The following is an 18,835-nucleotide window of genomic DNA, read 5'->3' on the forward strand; positions in this document are numbered from 1 at the left end:
CACCCGCCCCGGCAGGGGCGCAGAGAAGAGGATTTAACGTCCTCCCGGAAGGCATCCTCACACGTTCCCCATCTCCGAAATGATCTTCACCAGCGGAAGATACAGGGCGAATATCGTGATCGGCACGAAGATGCCCATCAGCAGCAATCCCAGGCCTCCCATCCACGCTGCCGCTTTTCCTTTCCCCCAGATGAAAAACGTCGTGACCCCCGCCAACGCCAGTAGTGCCAAGGCAAGTGACCCGTTGTGACGGGCTGCAATCGTGGTGATCATCGGAAGCTCGGCATCAGCTCCTAGTTCGGCAAACATCGCTCCAAACTTCGCCGCGGAGGAGCACACGATCAACCCGACGACTAGCAAGATCAGCGCCGTTACCGTCACACAGATCCGCACCAGAAGCAGCGACTGGGCCGACTGGGCGGCCGCGCGCTCCACCACCATTTCCAGCGGTTCATCCTCACTCATCCTTCTTCTCCTTTCCGCGCAACACGTCGAAGATTCCATCCACCTCCTTGAGCACACCCTTCGCGTCGTCGATCGCCTCGCGTCCTTGGTCGATCACCTCGCGTCCCTGCTCGATCACACCGCTCGCTCCCTCCTTGATGTGGCTTTGCAAATCCTTGTTGAGCACCTCCTTGGTGAACTTCAGCACCTTCTCGCCGGTCTCTGGAATGATCTCGATCATCCGCATCCCCGCGGCCTCGATCAGGCGCTCTGTTAGATCCTCCTCGGGATGATCCAGCGTGCCGGTGATGCGCAGCGTCGTCCACAGCAAGCCACGCTCACCCGGAGAAAATACGATCGTCTCGGCCCCCGGAATCCGCGCGAGCACACCGGGCACCAGACCAAGGCGGAAGTGACCGTCGAGCTGCTCCTGCTTGCCGATCTTCAGCGAGCCTTCCAAGCGCACCAGCCCTTCGCTGCCGATGATGATCTTCTGCAAGTTCAGCGCACCGTCTTCCCACTCGTAGTCCACCTTGCCCTCGTTCAGCGCCAGCCGGCGGAAGCGGGTGGTATCGGCATAAGCGGCCAGCGCGTCCAAGAGCGGCAGCGCAGTGAGCACGCCGTCGGTGTGGTTCAGGCTGCCCTTCACGATCGGACCGTTCGGTCCATTCTCCACCGTGAACTCGGACTCCACCTTTCCGGAGACCCGTTGCCTCCAGGTTTCCGGCAGGACCTCCGAGCACAGCACATCGCGCAGGTGACCATTGAAAGCGTAGCCGTCACCCTTCACCGACATCTCGCCGTTCAGATCGAGCCGACCGCTCTGATAGACCCGGAAATCCGCGGCAGAGAGCGAAACGGAATCGTTGTGGTAGCGGAGCCGTGCCTTCCCGAGCGCCATCGGCGGAGCCCACTTCCACGGCAGCTTCACCGTACCGTCCAGGCCCTCCGCGCGGTAGCTGCCCTTCGCCGCGTCCGGTGTGACCTTCCACGAGGTGCCGTTGATGCTCACCGGACCGCTCTTGGTAATCACTTTCAACGCCGAGTTCCCCACATCCACCATCTGCACATCCACCTCATGAGGCACCATGCTGTCGTACCACTTCTTCGCCTTCGCCTCAGGCGGGACCACGACCTCCGGCGACTTCTTCACCCGGTCCGCGGCAGTGGCATCCACCACTACCTCGATCTTCCGGGCCCGTGCCTCGTCGATCCGCCACACGCCCTGCCACCAGCCGCCCAGACCCACATCCACGCGCAGGCCTTCCGAATCGATCGACTTCACGATCCCCTCTCCCGTCGCGGTGAAAGAATCGGTATCCATGCTGGTGCCGCTCCAGCGGAACGGACTGAACTCACAAGTCACGCCGATCGCCTTCCCCGCTTCGGTCGCCAGCATGTGGCGGAAGCTTTCGCCATGCAGCCAGCTGCGCAGGCCGATATAGCCGCCGCCTAACAGGACCACGGCCCCGCAAAACGCGATCACCGAGCCCCGGATCAACCAGCGGTTGCCCGTCTTCCCCTTCGCCACGGCGGCCTTGCGCCTCTCTCTCCGGCTCATGCGGAGAAAGCTGGCCGCTTTCCCCCGCCGGGGCAAGGCAACGATGGCGGACTCACCGGGCCTCGGGATGGGCTCTCCGGATCAACGCCACGACCTGATCCAGCAAGTATCTCAGCACCTCCGAAAAACCCACCGTGATCAAAAGACCGATCGGGACGAGGATCACAAACCGGCCGACCCAATTCTCAGCCGCCAGATTCACGTACGGAGTCACGTGGTCCCGCATCAGCGAAGTCGCGAAGGCCTGCCCGCAATAGTAGTAAATCGCATTCCGTCCCACGTGCTCCAGCAACCGGAACCGCCCCGAAAGATCCCGGTAGAAGAAGATGATCGCACTCACCGAGATCATCGACGCGCAAACATAGGGAAGCTGGGCCGGGAATTTCTTCGCCTGCAGCTGGAACGCATCCTCCCCCAGAAACAAGGCGCACAAACCCCATCCCACCGCACCGGCGATCAAGCACCCGATCGCCGCCCTCTTCTGAAGGCCCGTGAAAATCACCTTCTCCCGGATGAAATACCCGAACAGGAACAGCGGCAGATAGAAGAACACATCCCGGCTATCCACCCCGAGCACCGGGAACCCGCTCGTCTCCCTCGCCAGGAACATGAACGGAATCGGCAGGAACAGCCCGATCCCCACCAGATACTTGAAGCGCGAAACCCTCGCCACCAGTGCCTCGGCGAAAAGCAGCACCACCAGATAGCACGGCACAAACCAGTAGCTCCACACGAAGCTCTCCAGTCCCTCGATCTTCTCGCTGCTGAAAAGAAGATACTTCGCCGGCACCAGCACCTTCCTCTCCCACGGCGAGCCGTTGAACAGCATCAGGAGCAGCACACAAAACGCGAACGTCGTCGAAAGCCGGATCACCGCACCGATGAGCATTTCCTTCCCCACCACCGCCCGCGTCATCCCGCTCAGGAAGAAAAACGCCGGCACATCCAGCAGCAGCGTAAACGACCGCAACCACTCTGGCTGCCCGAAGCTATTGTGAAACGCCACATGGATCACCACGATCCACAGCGCCACGATCCCGCGGAAAACATCCAGATACGAGTCGCGGCGTTTGTTCATGCAGGCACCCTGAAGACGCTTAAATCCCATTTATTATCAAGGTGGTCGAGGGAGAACCGCCGCCCTCGGCAGTCAGGTCGCCTACCTCCATCGCAAGCCACCGCTAACAACGGTGCAGGCGCTTACCCCCTCCCCGCTTGCACCGCCCGGCTGCGCGCCTACACTCCCCTCAACATGCACGAGGAAATCTCCCTGGCCCGCGAAGTCGAAGCCATCCAGATCCCCAGCGGTGACGCGATCACGCTGCCGGCCGGCACTCCCGTTTTCATCACCCAGCGCCTCGGCGGCACCTACACCGTGGCCACCTCCGCCGGTCTGGCCCGGATTTCCTCGAAGGATGCCGATGCCCTCGGCGTGGATCTCGAGAAGGAAAAGGAGAAGGTCGCCCAAGCCGAGCGCCTGAAGGATGCCCCGGTCGAGGAGCAGGTCTGGGCCCAGCTCAAGAGCGTCTACGACCCCGAAATCCCGGTCGACATCGTCAATCTCGGCCTCGTTTACGACTGCGCCATCGAGGAACTGGACGGCAGCAAGACCGTCACCGTGAAGATGACCCTGACCGCCCCCGGCTGCGGCATGGGCCCGGTCATCGCCGCGGATGCGCAATCCAAGATCATGACCATCGAAGGCATCGACGACGCCAAGGTGGAACTCGTCTGGGACCCCGCTTGGAATCAGGACATGATCTCCGAGGAAGGGAAGATGAAGCTCGGGATGATCTAACCCGGGGAACGGAAAAGCATTTCCGCCCTAACGGATTCTGGGGCAAGCTACGGCGTGACCTCGGGAAAACACGCCGGCTCCTTCGCCGCCACCGCACTGGTGGTGGCAAGCATGGTCGGCACCGGAGTCTTCACTTCGCTGGGCTTCCAGCTCGTCGACCTCAGTTCCGGCCCTCAAATCATCCTGCTGTGGCTGCTCGGCGGATTGCTCGCCCTGTGCGGGGCCTTTTGTTACGCGGAGGTCGCAGCGCTGCTGCCGAAGTCGGGCGGTGAGTATCACTTCCTGCGGTCGATCTATCATCCGAGCCTCGGCTTCATGGCGGGCATGCTCTCGGCCTTCGCCGGCTTCGCGGCACCCACGGCGATCACCGCCCTCGCTTTCGGTGAATACCTTCACAAGGCGTGGGGCGGCCTGGAAGTTCATCACGCCGCGGCGCTGGTCATCCTCTTGGGCGCCGCAGCCCACTCGGTGAGCACGCAGACCAGCGCGAGGGTGCAGGTGGCAGCAACCGGGCTGAAGCTGATCCTGATCGTCACCTTCATCGTTGCGGCGTGGACGCTTCCCGGCGAAGGGGACATCCGCTGGACGGTGGACTTGAAAGCGGATTCGGCAGCGGTGATCACGCCCGCCTTCGCCATCTCCCTGCTCTACGTGACCTATTCCTACACCGGCTGGAATGCGGCGGTATACGGGCTGGAGGAATGGAATGATCCCCAGCGCACCGTGAAGCGAGCACTGCTGTGGGGCACCGTTCTGGTTACGATTCTCTACGTCGGCTTGAACGCCTCCTTCCTCCACGCCGCCCCGGTAGAAAAGCTCAAGGGCCAGGAAGCGGTCGGCCACATCGCCTCCACTTCCCTGTTCGGAACCCAGGCGGCACGGGTCATCTCCGGCCTCTTCGCTGTAGGCCTCTTCGCCTCCGCCAGCGCGTTGCTATGGGCAGGCCCGCGGGTGCTGGCCGCGATGGGTCGCCACATGCAATCGCTCTCATTCTTCGCGCCGCGCGGCGAGGTGCCGCGGCTCGCGCTGGGATTCCAAATCACGGTCGCCTTGCTGCTGGTCTTCGTGTTTTCGGGAAAGCTGCGGCACCTGATGGACGTGACCCAGGTGGGACTCACCCTTTCCACCTCGCTGGTGGTGGCGGGCTGCATGGTGCTCCGCCACCGTCATCCGGACCTGCCCCGCCCCGTGAAAGTCCCGCTCTATCCGCTCCCCCCACTGTTGTTTCTGGCGATGTCCGTATTCATCGTGGGATTCTCCGCAGTGAAAGAGCCGCTGCTGACACTCGGCGGCGCGGGACTCGCAGTTTTCTTTGCGCTTGTTTGGTTTCCGCTCAAAATGCTCCGAAGATGAAAAAACTGCTCCTCCTTCCCTTGGCCTGCCTTGCCGCCTCCTGTGGCCCCTCGAAGCCCTCGCACGGGCAGACAGCGCAACAGGTCTACGACCCGAATCAGCAGACCTTCAGCGAGGCGCAAGGCGAGGCGTCTCCGGATGACGTCGCGCGTTTCCTGGCCGGACGCCCCGTGGAGCACGGCGCGGCCCTCTCACGCCTCCAACAGACCGCGGAATATAAGGAGCACGCGCTGCAGATGGGCCGAAACTGGCGGGTCTTCGCCCAAGGCCGGACCGGCAACCAGCGCGACTGGTCGTCGGCAAACGTCCGCCCCCTCACCGGCGATCCGAAGGTCCTGCTCTATCCCTTCGGTGGCCCTGACCTACTGCACGCCGCGGCACTCTTCCCGAATGCCTCGAACTACGTGCTGATCGGTCTGGAACCAGCCGGCAACCTGCCCTCTCTCGAAAATCAGGACGCCAGCGCGGTGCTCGGTTCGCTGAATCGCCTCGGCAGGGCGATGGATACCCAGCTCAAGCACGGCTACTTCATCACGAAAGACATGCGGGGCGACCTCGCCGGCGGCCCGATGCCGGGCGTCACGCCGATCCTGTTAGCCACCCTGTCCCTCATGGACGCAAACGTGCAAAGCGTCCAGTCGATCAACGCCGGTGGCCGCAATGGCGTGGAGATCCGCTACCGCCTGCCGGGCGGAGGAAACCGCAGCGCGATCTACGTCTCCGGCGACCTTTCCAACGGAGGCTTTAACTCGTCCTATAAAAGCTGGCTCTCCAGCTACGGCGGCGGCGTGGCCTACTTCAAGGCCGCCTCCTATCTCATGCATGATTCCGGCTTCTCCGGCATCCGCGACTGGGTCCTCGGCAACTGCCACGCCGTCGTGGAGGACGACTCCGGCATCCCCTACCGCAACTTCGACGCGAACAAGTGGAACATTCACCTCTTCGGAAACTACGAGGCACCCATCGAGCTCTTCGCCAAGCACATGCAGCCCGACCTGAAAGCCGCCTACGACGCCACCGGCGGCGGCCCCGCCGTCCCCTTCGGCTCCGGCTACCAGATCCGCGACTACAACGCGAACCTGCTCGTCGCGGTGAAGAAGTGATCCGAGCTACGGGATTTACAGCGCCCGAAGAAAAGGCCCGTCGCGCCACGACCTCGCGACGCCATGCCGAGCAATGACCACCTGCTCCCGCGGCCAGATGTAAACCCGTCGCCCCGACGAACCGATCAACGCGTAGAAGTCCCGCGGCTGGCTCCGCGATAGACCAGCCCCCTGCCAGAACGCCGTCGAAGCCGGCGGATCCAGCGCATCTTCCACCTCGATTTCCCGGCCACCGGCGTTCCGCCACAGTCCGCCGCCAAACATCGGATTCGCAGCGGAAGCGCGGGTCACACGAGCGTAATGCGAGGAATCAAACCCATCGGGGCTTTCCCCTCGCAGTAGTCCCCCGATCGTTCGCCCGAGCTTCCCGAGTTCATCCACACTCAACTCCGCCCCGGTCGAGAGGAAGAACCGCCCCTTCTTGTCCGATCGCCAGTTCTTGCTGCCGAGACCGATCGGCACCATCACGGATCGGTGCAGGTATCTCTCTAGGCTCTCGCCACGGGCGGAAAGCTTCCGCTGCATCAATTCCGCCAGCACTTCTGAACACGCAGGACCGTAGCGGAAAAAACTGCCGGGTTCATCAATCGCTCGCAGCGCCACCGCATTGCGCCCCTTGTCCGCAGGATTGCGATACAACGCCGCGACACCCGCCTCGAGGCCGGCGGTCTGCTGAAGCAGCATCTGCAAGGTGATCCGCTGCTTGCGAGCATCGCCCCGCCATTCGCGGATGGTGTCGGCCACATGCTCAGTCGGATCCAGCCAACCCTCGGAGGCAGCACGGGTCACCGCGAGGCCCGCGAGCGCTTTCGTGATGCTGAGGATCGGCCCTTCATACGAAGTCTGCCAGCCTTCCACCCGCGAATGCCCGCGCCACGCCGCCCACCCGCGGCAGCCATTTTGTTTCGCCATCGCATCGGCCCGATCCAAGCGAATCGATTCGGCCGGTCCGGAAGTCGAAGACGCACAGCCAGCGCAGGCCGAAGCGATGGCCCCAAGAAATCCGCGGCGGGAAATCGTCATGCTATGGAGTTAGCCCGTCTGCGGCTGTCAGGAAAGCGACAACTCGCGTGTTGTGTCAAAGCCATGGATCTGCAACATCCCGTGCAATGCTTCCTCCTCTGCGCCTGATGGCCGCCATCGCCGCCCTCACCCTTGGCTGCGCTTCCGCCCAGGAAAGCCGCACCTGGACCGATCTCAAGGGCCGCAAGCTCGATGGAATCTTCGTGAAGCAGGACGATGCCACCGTCTGGATCCGCAAGGGCGATGGCAAGGAAGTCGCTCTCCCGAAGACGTCTCTGAGCGAGGATGATCGCAAGCACCTGACCACGGCGGTACCCGCGAAAAAGGGTTCGACCGGTGCCCGCTTCGCCACCGCGCCTATTGATGTCACAGCATGGAAGCCTCGGCCGGAAGGATTTCAGCTCGGCACCCAGCTCTATCCCGTCACCCTGGAGTCGGAGCATTTCATCATCGCCGGCGGGGCCAAGGTCCGGCCCGCCATGCTGCTCGCTTACGCCGAGCCGGTGGAGCGCCTGTTCGCCGACATGGCGACGGACCTGCCGGGTCTCGCTGCCTCCTTCGAAGGGAAAAAGATGCCGGTCCTGCTCTTGGAAGAAAAGGAGGCGAAGGCCTTTGCCAAATGGCACGAGGACCACGCCAACGCCAGCTCAAGCGTCTCTTCCAGCTATAACCTCGATACCTCCGTGATCGTGGCGTTTAATATCGACAAGGATCTCGCCCAGGAAAAAGGCATCACCACCCTCGGACGCGTCTACCGGCTGGATTCGAAAAAGGCCGAGCACAACCGGAAGACCTGGCCGTCCCGCATCCATTTCTTCACCGCGGACATCTTCCGCCAGTTCATCGGCAATCCGAGCAACAACGGCAAATGCTCGATCGCTTCCCTGAAACTGGCGTTTGCCTATCACCGGGAAGAGCAGATCTGCGGGAAAATCGAGTCCGACGTCTTCTTCGGCGGCACGGAGCTGGAAGGCTTCAAAAACGGCCGGAACTGGGCCGGAGCCACCAAAAAGCTCCTCAAGGACGGCCAGCAACCCGATATCGGCGCGTTTCTGGAGGTCGACAGCGACGAAGCCGAGCCACGCGACCTCGGCTTCGGCTTGGGCCTCATGCACTTCATCTACAGCAACCCCGCCCGCTCCGAGGGCTTCGGAAAAATCCTCGAAACCACGGCCAAGGACAAAAAATGCCCCGACCCCGAAACCTTTGCAAAAGGCCTCGGCTTCGACTCGCCGGGAGCCCTGAACAAGGCGTGGAAGGACTACATGGTGAGCGACGCCTTCCAGTGATCGCGCCTTGCCCCCGGCGGCGGCGTCCCTTACATCCGCGCCGTGCTCACGATTCACAAGCTCACCAAGACCCTCGGCGGCCGCACGCTTTTCCGCGATGCCGAGTTCTCGATCAACTGGGGCGAACGCATCGCGCTGGTCGGACCGAACGGTGCCGGCAAATCGACCCTTTTCCGCATGATCCTCGGCCAAGAGGAGCTGGACGGCGGCTCCATTGAGCGCGACGACTACGCGATCACCGGCTACCTCGCCCAGGAAGCCGGCGACCCGGGTGACGAAACCGTGCTGGAGATCGCCATGGGCATCACCCCGGAAATGGTCGGCTACCTCCGCGCGCTGCGCGAGCATGAGGCGAAGGGCACCACGGATCATCCCGACTACGCCCACGCCCAGGATCAGTTCAATCACCTCAACGGCTACCAGCTGGAACCGAAGGCGAAAAAGGTTCTCCATGGCCTCGGCTACAAGGAAGCCGACTTCCACAAGACCGCCCGCGAATTCTCCGGCGGCTGGATCATGCGCGCCTACCTCGCCCGCCTGCTGGTCATGGAGCCCGATCTCCTGATGCTGGACGAGCCCACCAACCACCTCGACCTGCTCTCGCTCCTTTGGTTCCAGCGCTACCTGATGAACTACCCCGGCGCGATCCTCATGATCTCTCACGATCGCGACTTCATGGACGCCATCATCGAGAGCGTCGTCGAGATCGATCCCGATGCCGCCGAGCTAATCTCCTACACCGGCAACTACTCCAGCTACCTCGAACAACGCGAGGCGCGCTACGAGCAGAAGGTCCAGGCCTACCGCAACCAGAACAAGGAAATCGAAGGCCACCAGGATTTCATCGACCGGTTCCGCCAGGTCGGCTCAAAGGCTGCTCAAGTTCAATCGCGCATCAAGTTCCTCGAAAAGCTCGACCGCATCGAGAAGCCCCGCGCCCCGCGCAAGCCCTTCAAGTTCGCCTTCCCGCAGCCGCCTCGTTCCAACCAGAAGGTCATCGACCTCCAGAAGGTCGCCCAAGCCTACGGTGAAAAGCAAATCTACAAGGACCTCGATCTCACCATCGAGCGCGGCGACAAGATCGTCCTCGTCGGTCCGAACGGTGCCGGTAAGTCCACGCTGCTAAAGATCCTCGCCGGCGTCCTTCCCATCAACGGCGGCAAGCGCGATGTCGGCTACGCCACCAAGCTCGGCTACTACTCGCAGCACCGCTCGGAAACGCTCAATGAGGACAACACCGTCCTCGAGGAAGTCATGGCGAGCTGCACCACGCTCCGCGAAGAAGACGCCCGCGCCATTCTCGGCTCCTTCCTCTTCCGCCGCACCGATGTCGAGAAGCGCTGCTCCGTCCTCTCCGGTGGTGAGAAGTCTCGCCTCAACCTCGTGAAGTTCCTCGTCGATCCGCCGAACCTTCTCCTGATGGACGAGCCCACGACTCACTTGGACATCCTCTCGATCGACTCGCTGGTCAACGCGCTCAAGGCCTACGAAGGCACGCTCGTCTTCATCTCCCACGACGTGCACTTCATCCGCCACCTCGCCGAGACCACCTTGCACATCACCCGCAACGCAGCGGACACCGGCAGCGTCCTCACCCGCTACACCGGCGGCTATGACTACTTCCTCGAGAAGAGCGGTCTCAACGACGACCGCGGCGCGGTGACGGCGTAAGACGAAAGAGCGCGGGCCGTCTCTCGGACGACCCGCGCATCGAAACGCGATCAGGGCTTGGTCGCGACCACCCGGCCGAAGAGCTTTCCGCCTCCAGCGTTGCTGCGTGGAATTCGCACCACCACGGTATCCAGCGCCGCCGTCGGCGAGTCTTCCGTGATATCCACCGCAGGAAGCGCGTCCACCGCACCGATGGTGGCGAAATCATTCCAGCCGCCCAAGGTGGTCGACCACTGGACCTTCACGATCGCATCGGTCTCGGACAGATCGGAGCGACGGAACGTCAGAACGAGATCGGTAGCCGTCAGGCTCTGCTGGGGAAGGATCGAGGTATCAGAAGCACCTGCTCCCACTGGAACCCCACCCAGCACGTATTCAAGCACGTTGCTGATCCCATCGCCATCGGCATCTTGCTCCGGTGCATCGTTCACACCCACCGTGAACGGGAAGCCACTCGTCCAGGACGCGTATCCCGGCTCAGGACCGACCCTGATCTTGCCGGTGCCGCTGATGAAGCCCGGATCGGTCGTAGCGTCATACACACCGTTGCCCTTGACCACACCATTGATCGTGAGCGAACCGACCCGGTCGGTCAGGGCATGAGCCAGCTGCAAGGTGGCACCGTTGGCAATCGTCACCGCCGAGGTATCCGAAAGGTAAGCCTTGGTAAGCGTCAGTGTTCCCAAGGTGACCGTGGTGCCACCCGTATAGGTATTGGTTCCTTCCAGCGTCCAGCTTCCCGCATCACGCTTGTTGAGGCTGGTGATCCCGGTCCCATCCTGAATCACCCCAGTGACCTTGTTGGCATCCGTTGATGCACCTTCAAGGATCAGTGTCCGCCCGCCGGCGATGTTGTTGGTCACCGTGCCAGTCAAGGTGAGCGCGCCACTGTCCGATTGGACGGTCGTGAAGCTGGCACCATCCGTCATCGTGATGTCACCTGTGAGCGTGTTGTTGCCGCTGAGGCTCGCGATCGCATAGCCGGAAGCACCGCTGCCATCATTGCTGGTCAGGAATGGATTCGGCAGCGTGATCCCACCTTGCAATTGCAGGCCGGACGCCAGGTTGCGGATGGTCACCAGACCCACACCCAGTGCACCGTTTGCTTCGGCTCTCAAAATGCCGCTGGCAACGTCGACGTCCCCGCTCAAGGAATTGGTCGAGTGCATGACCAGAGTGCCACCTCCGACCGTGGTCCTCCCCGAGTAGGAATGCGGTCCGGTGAGGGTGAACGTACCCACACCCTGCTTGTTAAAGCCGAGGGCTCCCGCAGGTCCATCCGCCAGCGTTCCATCAAACGCCCCGGTAACCGCGCTGACCACATACAGCCAGCGCTCCTCAAGCGAGCCGTTCGTAATGGTCCCCGTGCCGGTGATTCCCCCGGTGGTAAGATCGCCACCGGCAATCCCCGTCCTGGCCATCTGCACGGTTCCGGCAGCCACATTCAGCGTGCCCGCAACGACACTCGCTTCCGCATTCGGACCAAGGCTGGAAAGGATCAAGGTTCCCGCCCCCAATTTCGTCACGCCGTGAGCCGGAGCCTTCAGCTCTCCCATGGTCAACGTCCCGGAGTCGACCGTAATGGAGCGGTTCGTCCCGGCGCCGCCTACCCTCAAGGCCCCGGATCCCAGATCAAGATCGCTCGGGCCCACGAAGCTGAGGTCCACATTCAAGTTCTGCTGGTTGGTGGAGGACAAGGCAACCGGGGCACCGCTGGTGTTCCCAATCACGCCGCCATTGATCGTGAAGGGCCCCGAGCCGATCGCTAGCGAACTGTTGAGATTGAGCCGCCCATCATTCAGCACGGTCCCGTCCGCGTAAAAATTGGTGGAAGCCAGCGTGAGGGTTCCCGTCCCGTTCTTGGTCAGAGGTCCGCCCGCGATGCCAAAGCCACCATTGCTCGATATCGTGTAATTGACCGCGCTCGAGTTGTTGAATGTCGTCGTGGAAGGGCGCACATCGCCATCGTCGATCTGCACCGACTGGGCAGCGCCAGGCGCATCGTCAAAGACTACATCGTCCCCTTCGATGAAGTCGGTCGGCGAATTGTCGGACGTGAGTTTCCAATTCAGGGACCCTCCCACGTTGTTGATGGTCCACTGGCCGTTTTGCAGACCGGTCCACCGGATCGGGTTCCCGTTGATCTGGAGCGCGAGGTTGTTCCCGTTGAGAACGAGACCGCCAATGGATTGTCGTGCGCCCAAGACCGGACCGTTCACCACACCCACGGCAAAGTCGCCCACGTCAGCGGACGGAAATGAAGTGAAGCTGATCAGGTTGTTCGGACCGTTGTTCCATGCGCCTGTCCGGTTGACGTTGACGACGATCGCGCCATCCGTTCCCGAGGTGGTCAGCGCGCCAGCAGCAATCCCCACTGCCGTGCCGGAGATATTGGCAGTGATGGTCGCCGCCCCCGCAAAATTCAAGTTCCCGGTCGTGAATGTCCCGGAGCCGTTGTTGCCATTGGCAAGCGCAGCAAAGGGAGAGTTGGCGAAATTCACCTCACCCACCGTCCCGGTGCCATCGACAATCCCCTCGGTCACCGTGATGGCAGGCGTCAATGGAACCGTGCCGGTTTGAAGGAGTTTCGCATTCGAACCGGACACGGAAATTCCGCTGCTCGAATTGATCGCTCCAGTGCCGCCAATGATCAGAGTCCCCGTGCTTACCGTCGTGGCACCGGCATAGGTATTGGCTGCCGTGAGCGACAAGGGGTTTGGCCCCGCTTTGGTGAGAGCACCATTTGAAATCACCCCTGAGACGATGTGAGTCGCTGCCGGGTCCACCAGCGAGATCGTACGGACCACTCCACCCAGGTCCATCGAACCGGCAAGCGTCGTCGGATTGTTTCCGATGATCGAGAAATCTCCGCCAAGGACGATCGGGTTGAATATCGTCCTTCCAGCACCGCGTGACTTCAGCGATCCGCCGTTGATCGTGAGGGTGCCCGTTCCGAATGGACCACTGGTGACGGCATTGGCGGCTCCGGCAGAGCCGATGGCAAAGTCCATCACTCCGCTATTGAGGGTAAATCCACCGGTGTAAGTGTTTGCTCCCTCGAATCTCCACGTCCCCGTGCCATTCTTGATGAGCGCCAGTGTGTTGCCCGTGCCATTCGAGATCACGCCGCGATACAAGACGGAATCGACGGTGCCATTGGTCCCTGACAGGGTCAGCACGATATTGCCGGTGTTGGGAACGCCCGCCAGAGTCGTCGAGGCACTTGGATTGAACACAGGAACGGTTCCCGTGCTATTGGTGGTCCATGTTTGGTTTCCCGCCAGCAGCCACGAAGTAAGCGTCGCGACTCCGCCGAGCTTGCCAGTGCCATCGACGAGGATCCCGCCCGTTCCGAGAGTCAGTGATGGCGTGTTGGCCCCGGCAAAGCTCAGGCTTCCCTCTTCCACAGTGACGCTGTGGGCGGCCCTTGCTCCGGAAACCGTCACCGTGTAGGCGCCCGTCGCAGCGGTGCCGGCGGAGAAGAAGACATCATCTGCGGCGGTGGTCACCGTCGAGAGCGTACCTGCTCCACCCGCAGCGTCCGTATTCCAAAAATTGGAAGTACCCCACGTACCCGTCGGGGTGGCGGTAGTACCGGCTGTGGCTCCGTTGTTATCCCAGTAGAGATTGGTCGCCGCGGCGAATGAGGGGGCGAAGGCCACCACACCCGCATGGATAATGGCGAGCCGGGTCGACGCGCTGCGCAACCAGGAAGATGGGCGTGAGAAAGGATTGGAGGGGGAAAGTGAAGTCGTCCGAGGGTAATGCTTCATAACTCTGTGGGCCTGCGTTGGGTTTCGATTTTCCGGAGCGCCACGGGCACAATGCTCCGCGGCGAGCTCCTGATGAGTCGCTTTGGGTTCGAGGGGTTGGGCTTTTGGCGGCGCGAGATGCGGTCCCGCCAATCGGATAGGGCGGAATTTCTCTTCAGGACCCGACACCTCCCGGTCAAAAAATTTGCATGCAGTGATGCTCCACTCGCTGCCGGCAGTTTCCGTGTCGGGTTTTGGAAGGAATTACCGCCCTAGGACAGGAGGCTTGATCGCTTCTCCATCCGGTCAGCGATCTCCACCCACTCCACGATCGTGATTGCCCAATCCGAATATGTGCACGCCAGTGCCACCTACTCACCCTGCGCTCAACCGGTCGCGGTGGCGGTGATCGGGAAATGCTTCTCCAGCAGCCAAGGGTTGCTGAAAGGCATTTCCGACGATGCCAACTTGCGATGCACCGGCTTCTGGCGAAACGGCATCGATGCCTTCGAGAGTCTGGAGGAAAGTCCTCCCCAAGTGGTCCTGATGGATATCGATTTCCCGGAAGTCCACGGGCTGGTTGCCACTTCGCGGATCAAAGTGCGCTTCCCTTTGATCCAGATTCTCGCGGTCACATCGTCATACGATTCGAACACGATCCTCGCCGCCATCAAGGCAGGAGCTTCCGGCTACGTTCTCAAATCTGCCACTCCTGCCGATGTCGCACGCGCGATCCAGACGGTGTGCAATGGCGGCGCAGCGGTCAGCGCGGAAGTCGCTCAAGGGCTGGTAACGGACTTCCACAATCTGCTTCGCAACCAGATGAGCCCTTCCGAGATCACCCGTCGCGAACGCCATGTGCTGCAGTGCATTTGCAGGGGTTTGAGCAACAAGGAGATCGCCGATGAACTCGATATCACGGTGTGGACCGTCGCGGTTCACCTCAAGAGCATCTACCGGAAGTTCTCCGTTCACTCGCGGACTGAAGCCGCCATGAAATACCGCGATTCTCTCAGTCAGCCAAGGTGCCTCTCGTAAATGGCACGAATCCGTCAGGCCAGGAAAAGCCCTCCACCCGGGTGGTCGAGCAACGCCATTGACGGGAATAGGGAGCGACAAACGCAGGCCGGAACGCATCATTCCAAGCGCGCCTCAACTCAAGCTGGCGCACTCCCGGCAGTGGACGAAATTCGCAAGATCCTGGAAGCCACCCACCTGCCCAGCGGCCGGGTTTCATCGGAGCTGCTGCCTCTGGTCTACGATGAATTGAGGGAACTGGCAGCCAAGCGTCTGTCCGATGAAAGCGGCGAACACACGCTCCAGGCGACGGCACTGGTTCACGAAGCGTGGCTCGCGGTGGCGGGAAATGACGAACGCGTGTGGGACAACCGCCGCCACTTCCTCCGCGCGGCGTCACTGGCCATGCGTCACATCCTCGTCGACCGGGCCCGCGCGAAGGCCAGCCAGAAGCGCGGTAACTATCCCGAGACTCTCACCTTGGAAGGCTTGGACATCGAAGCCGCTTCCATCGACGACCGCGTCTTGCTCGTGGACGAAATGTTGACGCGTCTGGAAGAGGAGGATCCCGAAAGCGTCCGCATCATCACGCTGAAATTTTTCGCTGGTCTCACCAACAAGGAGATCGCCGCGATGGATGGCGTGACCGAGCGCACCGTCGAGCGCTACTGGGCATTCGCAAGGGCCAAGATCTTCCGGATGATCACGCTGAACTTGGAATAGGAGACACCGATGGCAGCACAAATTGACAGGTTGCTATTCGTTGCCGCGTCGAGCATCGCATCGCCCGCCGACCGACGTGCCTTCCTGGAGTTCTCCTGCAATGGAAACACCGCACTGCGCGAATTGATCGAAGAGCTGCTGGAGCTTGAAGGGAACTCGGAGGAGTTCTTCGAGTTCGAGCCAACGATGGATCAAACGGTTCGGCCCGATGGCGAAGAGGAGAGCGGCGTCGGCGCCCGCATCGGCCCCTACCGTCTGATCGACCGGCTCGGCGCAGGCGGTTGCGGGGTCGTATACCTCGCAGAGCAGATGGAGCCCGTGAAGCGCAAGGTGGCGCTGAAGGTGGTCCGCATCGGCATGGATACGGAAAACGTGATTGCCCGCTTCAATATGGAGCGGGAGGCGCTGGCATTGATGGACCACCCGAATATCGCCCGCGTTCTCGATGCCGGTGTCACGGGATCGGGACGGCCGTACTTCGCGATGGAGTTGGTGGATGGAGAGAAGATCACCGAGTATTGCGACCGGAAGCGCTTGGGACTGCGCCATCGCCTGGAGCTATTCGTACAAGTCTGCGAGGCGATCCAGCATGCCCACCAGAAGGGCGTCATCCACCGCGACATCAAGCCCTCTAACATCCTGGTGCGAGACCACGACGGCCGAGCCGTGCCGAAGGTGATCGATTTCGGCATCGCGAAAGCGACCATCGCCAGCAGTGAAGCAGAGGCCACCATCACTCGCTCCGGTCAATTCATGGGCACTCCCGCTTACATGAGTCCCGAGCAGGCCGATGGTGAGGGCGACATCGATACACGCAGTGACATCTACAGCCTCGGAGCCGTACTCTGCGAGTTGCTGCGTGGCTTTCCTCCGTTCGAGCACGAGGAATTCAAGGACCGCGGCGTGGAACAAATTCGCTCGCTGATCCGGGATCAGGAAGTGGGAGTGCCTTCCGCGAAATTGCGAACCATGCCAAAGGAGCGATTGGCAAAGATCGCGCTCCACAGGGCGATCGATCCCCACCGCCTCCCCGCCATCTTGGAAGGTGACCTTGACTGGATCGTGATGAAGGCAATCGAGAAGGACCGCAGCCGTCGCTATGAGATGGCCAGCGGCTTCGCGATGGATGTGCAACGCTACCTTCAGGAGGAAGCGGTCGTCGCCCGCCCTCCAAGCCGCTGGTATCTTTTTTCAAAACTGGTAAGGCGAAACCGTGCTCTCTTCGCCGCGGGCGCGGTCGCGCTCATCGGATTGTTAGGAGGCTTGGGCGTAGCCACCTGGCTGTTCCTTCGTGAAAGTGACGCCCGGCGCGATGCCGAGAAAGCGCGCACCGCCGCGGAAGAATCGAGGGCTCAAGTCGAACTCGCACGGGCCAACGAATCCCGGCTCTACCGGCTAGCACAGTCCGCCGACATCGTCACCCAGGCTGCGGTCTTGATCCGGTACGGAGAAGTGAACGAAGCCGACCAGTTGGTGTCCGGGCTTTCCGTGGATCAGTTTCCGCCGTCCTTGGAATCGGTGAACACGCTGGTAGCCGTTGCAAACTTGAACTTGAAAAACACCCGGTGGAAGCCTGCGGCGGATCGCTTCGATGCGCTGGTTCACGTCCTCGCCAACGTGGACATGAAGGACACCGATGCCAATTCCCGCGAGTGGTTGCCGGCAGCCACCGCACTCAAGGAATGGGGAGATCCCCGGCAATATGCGGAACTTCGCAAGCTTGCCCTGCGCCGCTTCCGCGAATCGACCAATTCCACCGTGGCCGAGCATCTGTTCAAAATCACCCTGCTGGAGCCAACGGATGCCGAAACGCTCCAAAGCCTCGCTTCCGTCGCAGCGATCACCGAAGGAACCGTGGCCGGACCAAACAAGGAGCACGATACCCATCTGGTCGCTTGGCGGCAATTCACGCTCGCACTCTATGCCTATCGACAGGGGCGGCTCGAAGACGCACGGAGCTGGTCAATGAAGGCTTTGGCGGTGAAAGGCAGCCAAACCCGGGATGCGGTGTGCACCGCCATCCTCGCGTTGATCGACCTGCGGTATGGCAGGAGGACCGAAGCACTTGAGGGATTGGAGAAGGTAAGGGAAGATGTCCGGACATGGGAGGCTGGCCCCCTCGATCTCGAAGCAAACCAACGGCTCTATTGGTCAAACTGGGCCATCGCACGGATTCTTCTCGGCGAAGCTGACGCACTGGTTTCCGCAACAGGAATGGAGAGGCTTTCCGGACAATAGCCCCGTAGCGCGTCTTCTTCTCCTCACTCCACCCCTGCTACATTCACCGGACGGTGCGTGTATTCGGCGAAGCTGATCTTTCCATCACCATTGCGGTCCGCCTCGGCGAAGATCGCTTCAAGGATACCAGGACCGATCGGACGCAGGACGGCCGTGAACTCACCGAAGGTCAGATAGCCATTGCCGTCGAAATCGAGCGCATTGAAGGACGACCGATACTCCGCAGCTTCAAGAATACCCATGGCCTTGGGCATCACCGCCGGGGATGTTTTCTTCAGCGAAAACTCGCTGGCCGTAATCAGCCCATTGCGATCCTTGTCGATGCGCTTGAAAGCGCGGGCATGCGATCTCACTGGCCCCGGCCAGTGGGCGGAGAATTCCTCCAAGTCGAGAGCACCATTCCCATCGCCATCCCATGCGCCGTAAGTGACGATACAACCATCGACGATGTCGGCTTGGAGATTCGCGCGCTTTTCCTTGGCCGAAACCTTCGGCCCGGCAGGCACGCCGCTCTGATAGATCACTGGATCAATGTCACCATCCTCCTCAGGGCCACTGCCACCGAAGGTGTAGATCCCGTCGGTCGACTCCGGATCTTCGGGAAGCCCGACGTCCGTGCCTTCATCATCCTCCTCATCCGCGGCACCATCATCGGACTCATCATCAGGCAAGGCAACTGGCTTGGAGGGATCAGAATCGGCCGGCTCGACGGCTTCAACCTTCCCCTCTTGGGCGGAAAGCGGAAGCAGGCTGCTGGCGAAGACTACAGAGCACAGAGCGAGGGAGAATTTCATGAGAGGAGTGAAGCGGCATCCTGCATGACGGGGCTCCACGGAATTCCTTGGAAATTCTTCCAACGGTAA

The 18,835-nt window shown here is 61.5% G+C and carries 14 protein-coding genes; 8 read left to right on the forward strand and 6 right to left on the reverse strand.

From position 1 onward, the window contains the following. Window positions 1–57: 57 nt before the first annotated feature. Genes WKV53_RS04285 through WKV53_RS04295 form a run of 3 tightly spaced genes read right to left on the reverse strand, consistent with a single transcriptional unit; the run spans window position 58 to window position 3,083 of the window. On the reverse strand, window positions 58–465 hold the full coding sequence (locus WKV53_RS04285; RefSeq protein ID WP_341403115.1) for a hypothetical protein: 408 nt from the start codon (window positions 463–465) through the stop codon (window positions 58–60). Beyond that, window positions 458–2,005 carry a hypothetical protein gene (locus tag WKV53_RS04290; protein WP_341403116.1) on the reverse strand — a complete coding sequence of 516 codons (1,548 nt, stop codon included), beginning with the start codon at window positions 2,003–2,005 and terminating at the stop codon, window positions 458–460. Before WKV53_RS04290 ends, WKV53_RS04285 begins: the two co-directional genes overlap by 8 nt. A gap of 52 nt (window positions 2,006–2,057) precedes the next feature. Beyond that, complete coding sequence (locus tag WKV53_RS04295; RefSeq protein WP_341403117.1) at window positions 2,058–3,083, reverse strand: acyltransferase family protein; 1,026 nt, start codon at window positions 3,081–3,083, stop codon at window positions 2,058–2,060. 174 nt (window positions 3,084–3,257) lie between these two features. Between WKV53_RS04295 and sufT the strand changes: the two genes are divergently transcribed. The 3 genes from sufT to WKV53_RS04310 are packed head-to-tail and all read left to right on the forward strand — an operon-like array spanning window position 3,258 to window position 6,259. Continuing rightward, window positions 3,258–3,803, forward strand: a complete 546-nt coding sequence (gene sufT / locus WKV53_RS04300; RefSeq protein WP_341403118.1) for a putative Fe-S cluster assembly protein SufT — start codon at window positions 3,258–3,260, stop codon at window positions 3,801–3,803. Between the two features lie 54 nt (window positions 3,804–3,857). Beyond that, window positions 3,858–5,156, forward strand: a complete 1,299-nt coding sequence (locus WKV53_RS04305) for an APC family permease (protein ID WP_341403119.1) — start codon at window positions 3,858–3,860, stop codon at window positions 5,154–5,156. Continuing rightward, window positions 5,153–6,259 (forward strand): hypothetical protein, encoded by a 1,107-nt coding sequence (locus WKV53_RS04310; RefSeq protein WP_341403120.1) that lies wholly within the window; start codon window positions 5,153–5,155, stop codon window positions 6,257–6,259. Before WKV53_RS04305 ends, WKV53_RS04310 begins: the two co-directional genes overlap by 4 nt. 15 nt (window positions 6,260–6,274) lie before the next feature. Here the strand turns inward: WKV53_RS04310 and WKV53_RS04315 are convergent, their stop codons facing one another. After that, window positions 6,275–7,171 (reverse strand): serine hydrolase, encoded by an 897-nt coding sequence (locus WKV53_RS04315; protein ID WP_341403121.1) that lies wholly within the window; start codon window positions 7,169–7,171, stop codon window positions 6,275–6,277. 197 nt (window positions 7,172–7,368) lie between these two features. Between WKV53_RS04315 and WKV53_RS04320 the strand changes: the two genes are divergently transcribed. Both WKV53_RS04320 and abc-f read left to right on the forward strand, forming a co-directional pair. After that, window positions 7,369–8,571: a hypothetical protein gene (locus WKV53_RS04320; RefSeq protein WP_341403122.1), complete on the forward strand. Its 1,203-nt coding sequence runs from the start codon at window positions 7,369–7,371 to the stop codon at window positions 8,569–8,571. A 42-nt stretch (window positions 8,572–8,613) separates the two neighbouring features. Beyond that, entirely contained in the window at window positions 8,614–10,242 is a 1,629-nt protein-coding gene (gene abc-f / locus WKV53_RS04325; protein ID WP_341403123.1) for a ribosomal protection-like ABC-F family protein, read from the forward strand. 50 nt (window positions 10,243–10,292) lie between these two features. On the opposite strand, the gene WKV53_RS04330 is transcribed toward abc-f, so the two are convergent. Next, a complete protein-coding gene (locus WKV53_RS04330) occupies window positions 10,293–13,949 on the reverse strand; it encodes a beta strand repeat-containing protein (RefSeq protein ID WP_341403124.1) in 3,657 nt (1,218 codons plus the stop codon). A 378-nt stretch (window positions 13,950–14,327) separates the two neighbouring features. Between WKV53_RS04330 and WKV53_RS04335 the strand changes: the two genes are divergently transcribed. The 3 genes from WKV53_RS04335 to WKV53_RS04345 all read left to right on the forward strand — a co-directional run bounded on the left by WKV53_RS04335 (window position 14,328) and on the right by WKV53_RS04345 (window position 17,972). After that, complete coding sequence (locus WKV53_RS04335) at window positions 14,328–15,032, forward strand: LuxR C-terminal-related transcriptional regulator (RefSeq protein ID WP_341403125.1); 705 nt, start codon at window positions 14,328–14,330, stop codon at window positions 15,030–15,032. Between the two features lie 141 nt (window positions 15,033–15,173). Then, window positions 15,174–15,734 (forward strand): ECF-type sigma factor, encoded by a 561-nt coding sequence (locus WKV53_RS04340; RefSeq protein ID WP_341403126.1) that lies wholly within the window; start codon window positions 15,174–15,176, stop codon window positions 15,732–15,734. A 9-nt stretch (window positions 15,735–15,743) separates the two neighbouring features. Then, window positions 15,744–17,972, forward strand: a complete 2,229-nt coding sequence (locus WKV53_RS04345) for a serine/threonine protein kinase (RefSeq protein ID WP_341403127.1) — start codon at window positions 15,744–15,746, stop codon at window positions 17,970–17,972. A gap of 23 nt (window positions 17,973–17,995) precedes the next feature. Here WKV53_RS04345 and WKV53_RS04350 read toward each other — a convergent pair whose 3' ends face one another. Then, on the reverse strand, window positions 17,996–18,766 hold the full coding sequence (locus WKV53_RS04350) for an EF-hand domain-containing protein (protein ID WP_341403128.1): 771 nt from the start codon (window positions 18,764–18,766) through the stop codon (window positions 17,996–17,998). Between the last annotated feature and the right edge of the window lie 69 nt (window positions 18,767–18,835).

This window comes from Luteolibacter sp. Y139 (assembly GCF_038066715.1).
GTDB classification, from domain to species: Bacteria; Verrucomicrobiota; Verrucomicrobiia; order Verrucomicrobiales; family Akkermansiaceae; genus Haloferula; species Haloferula soli.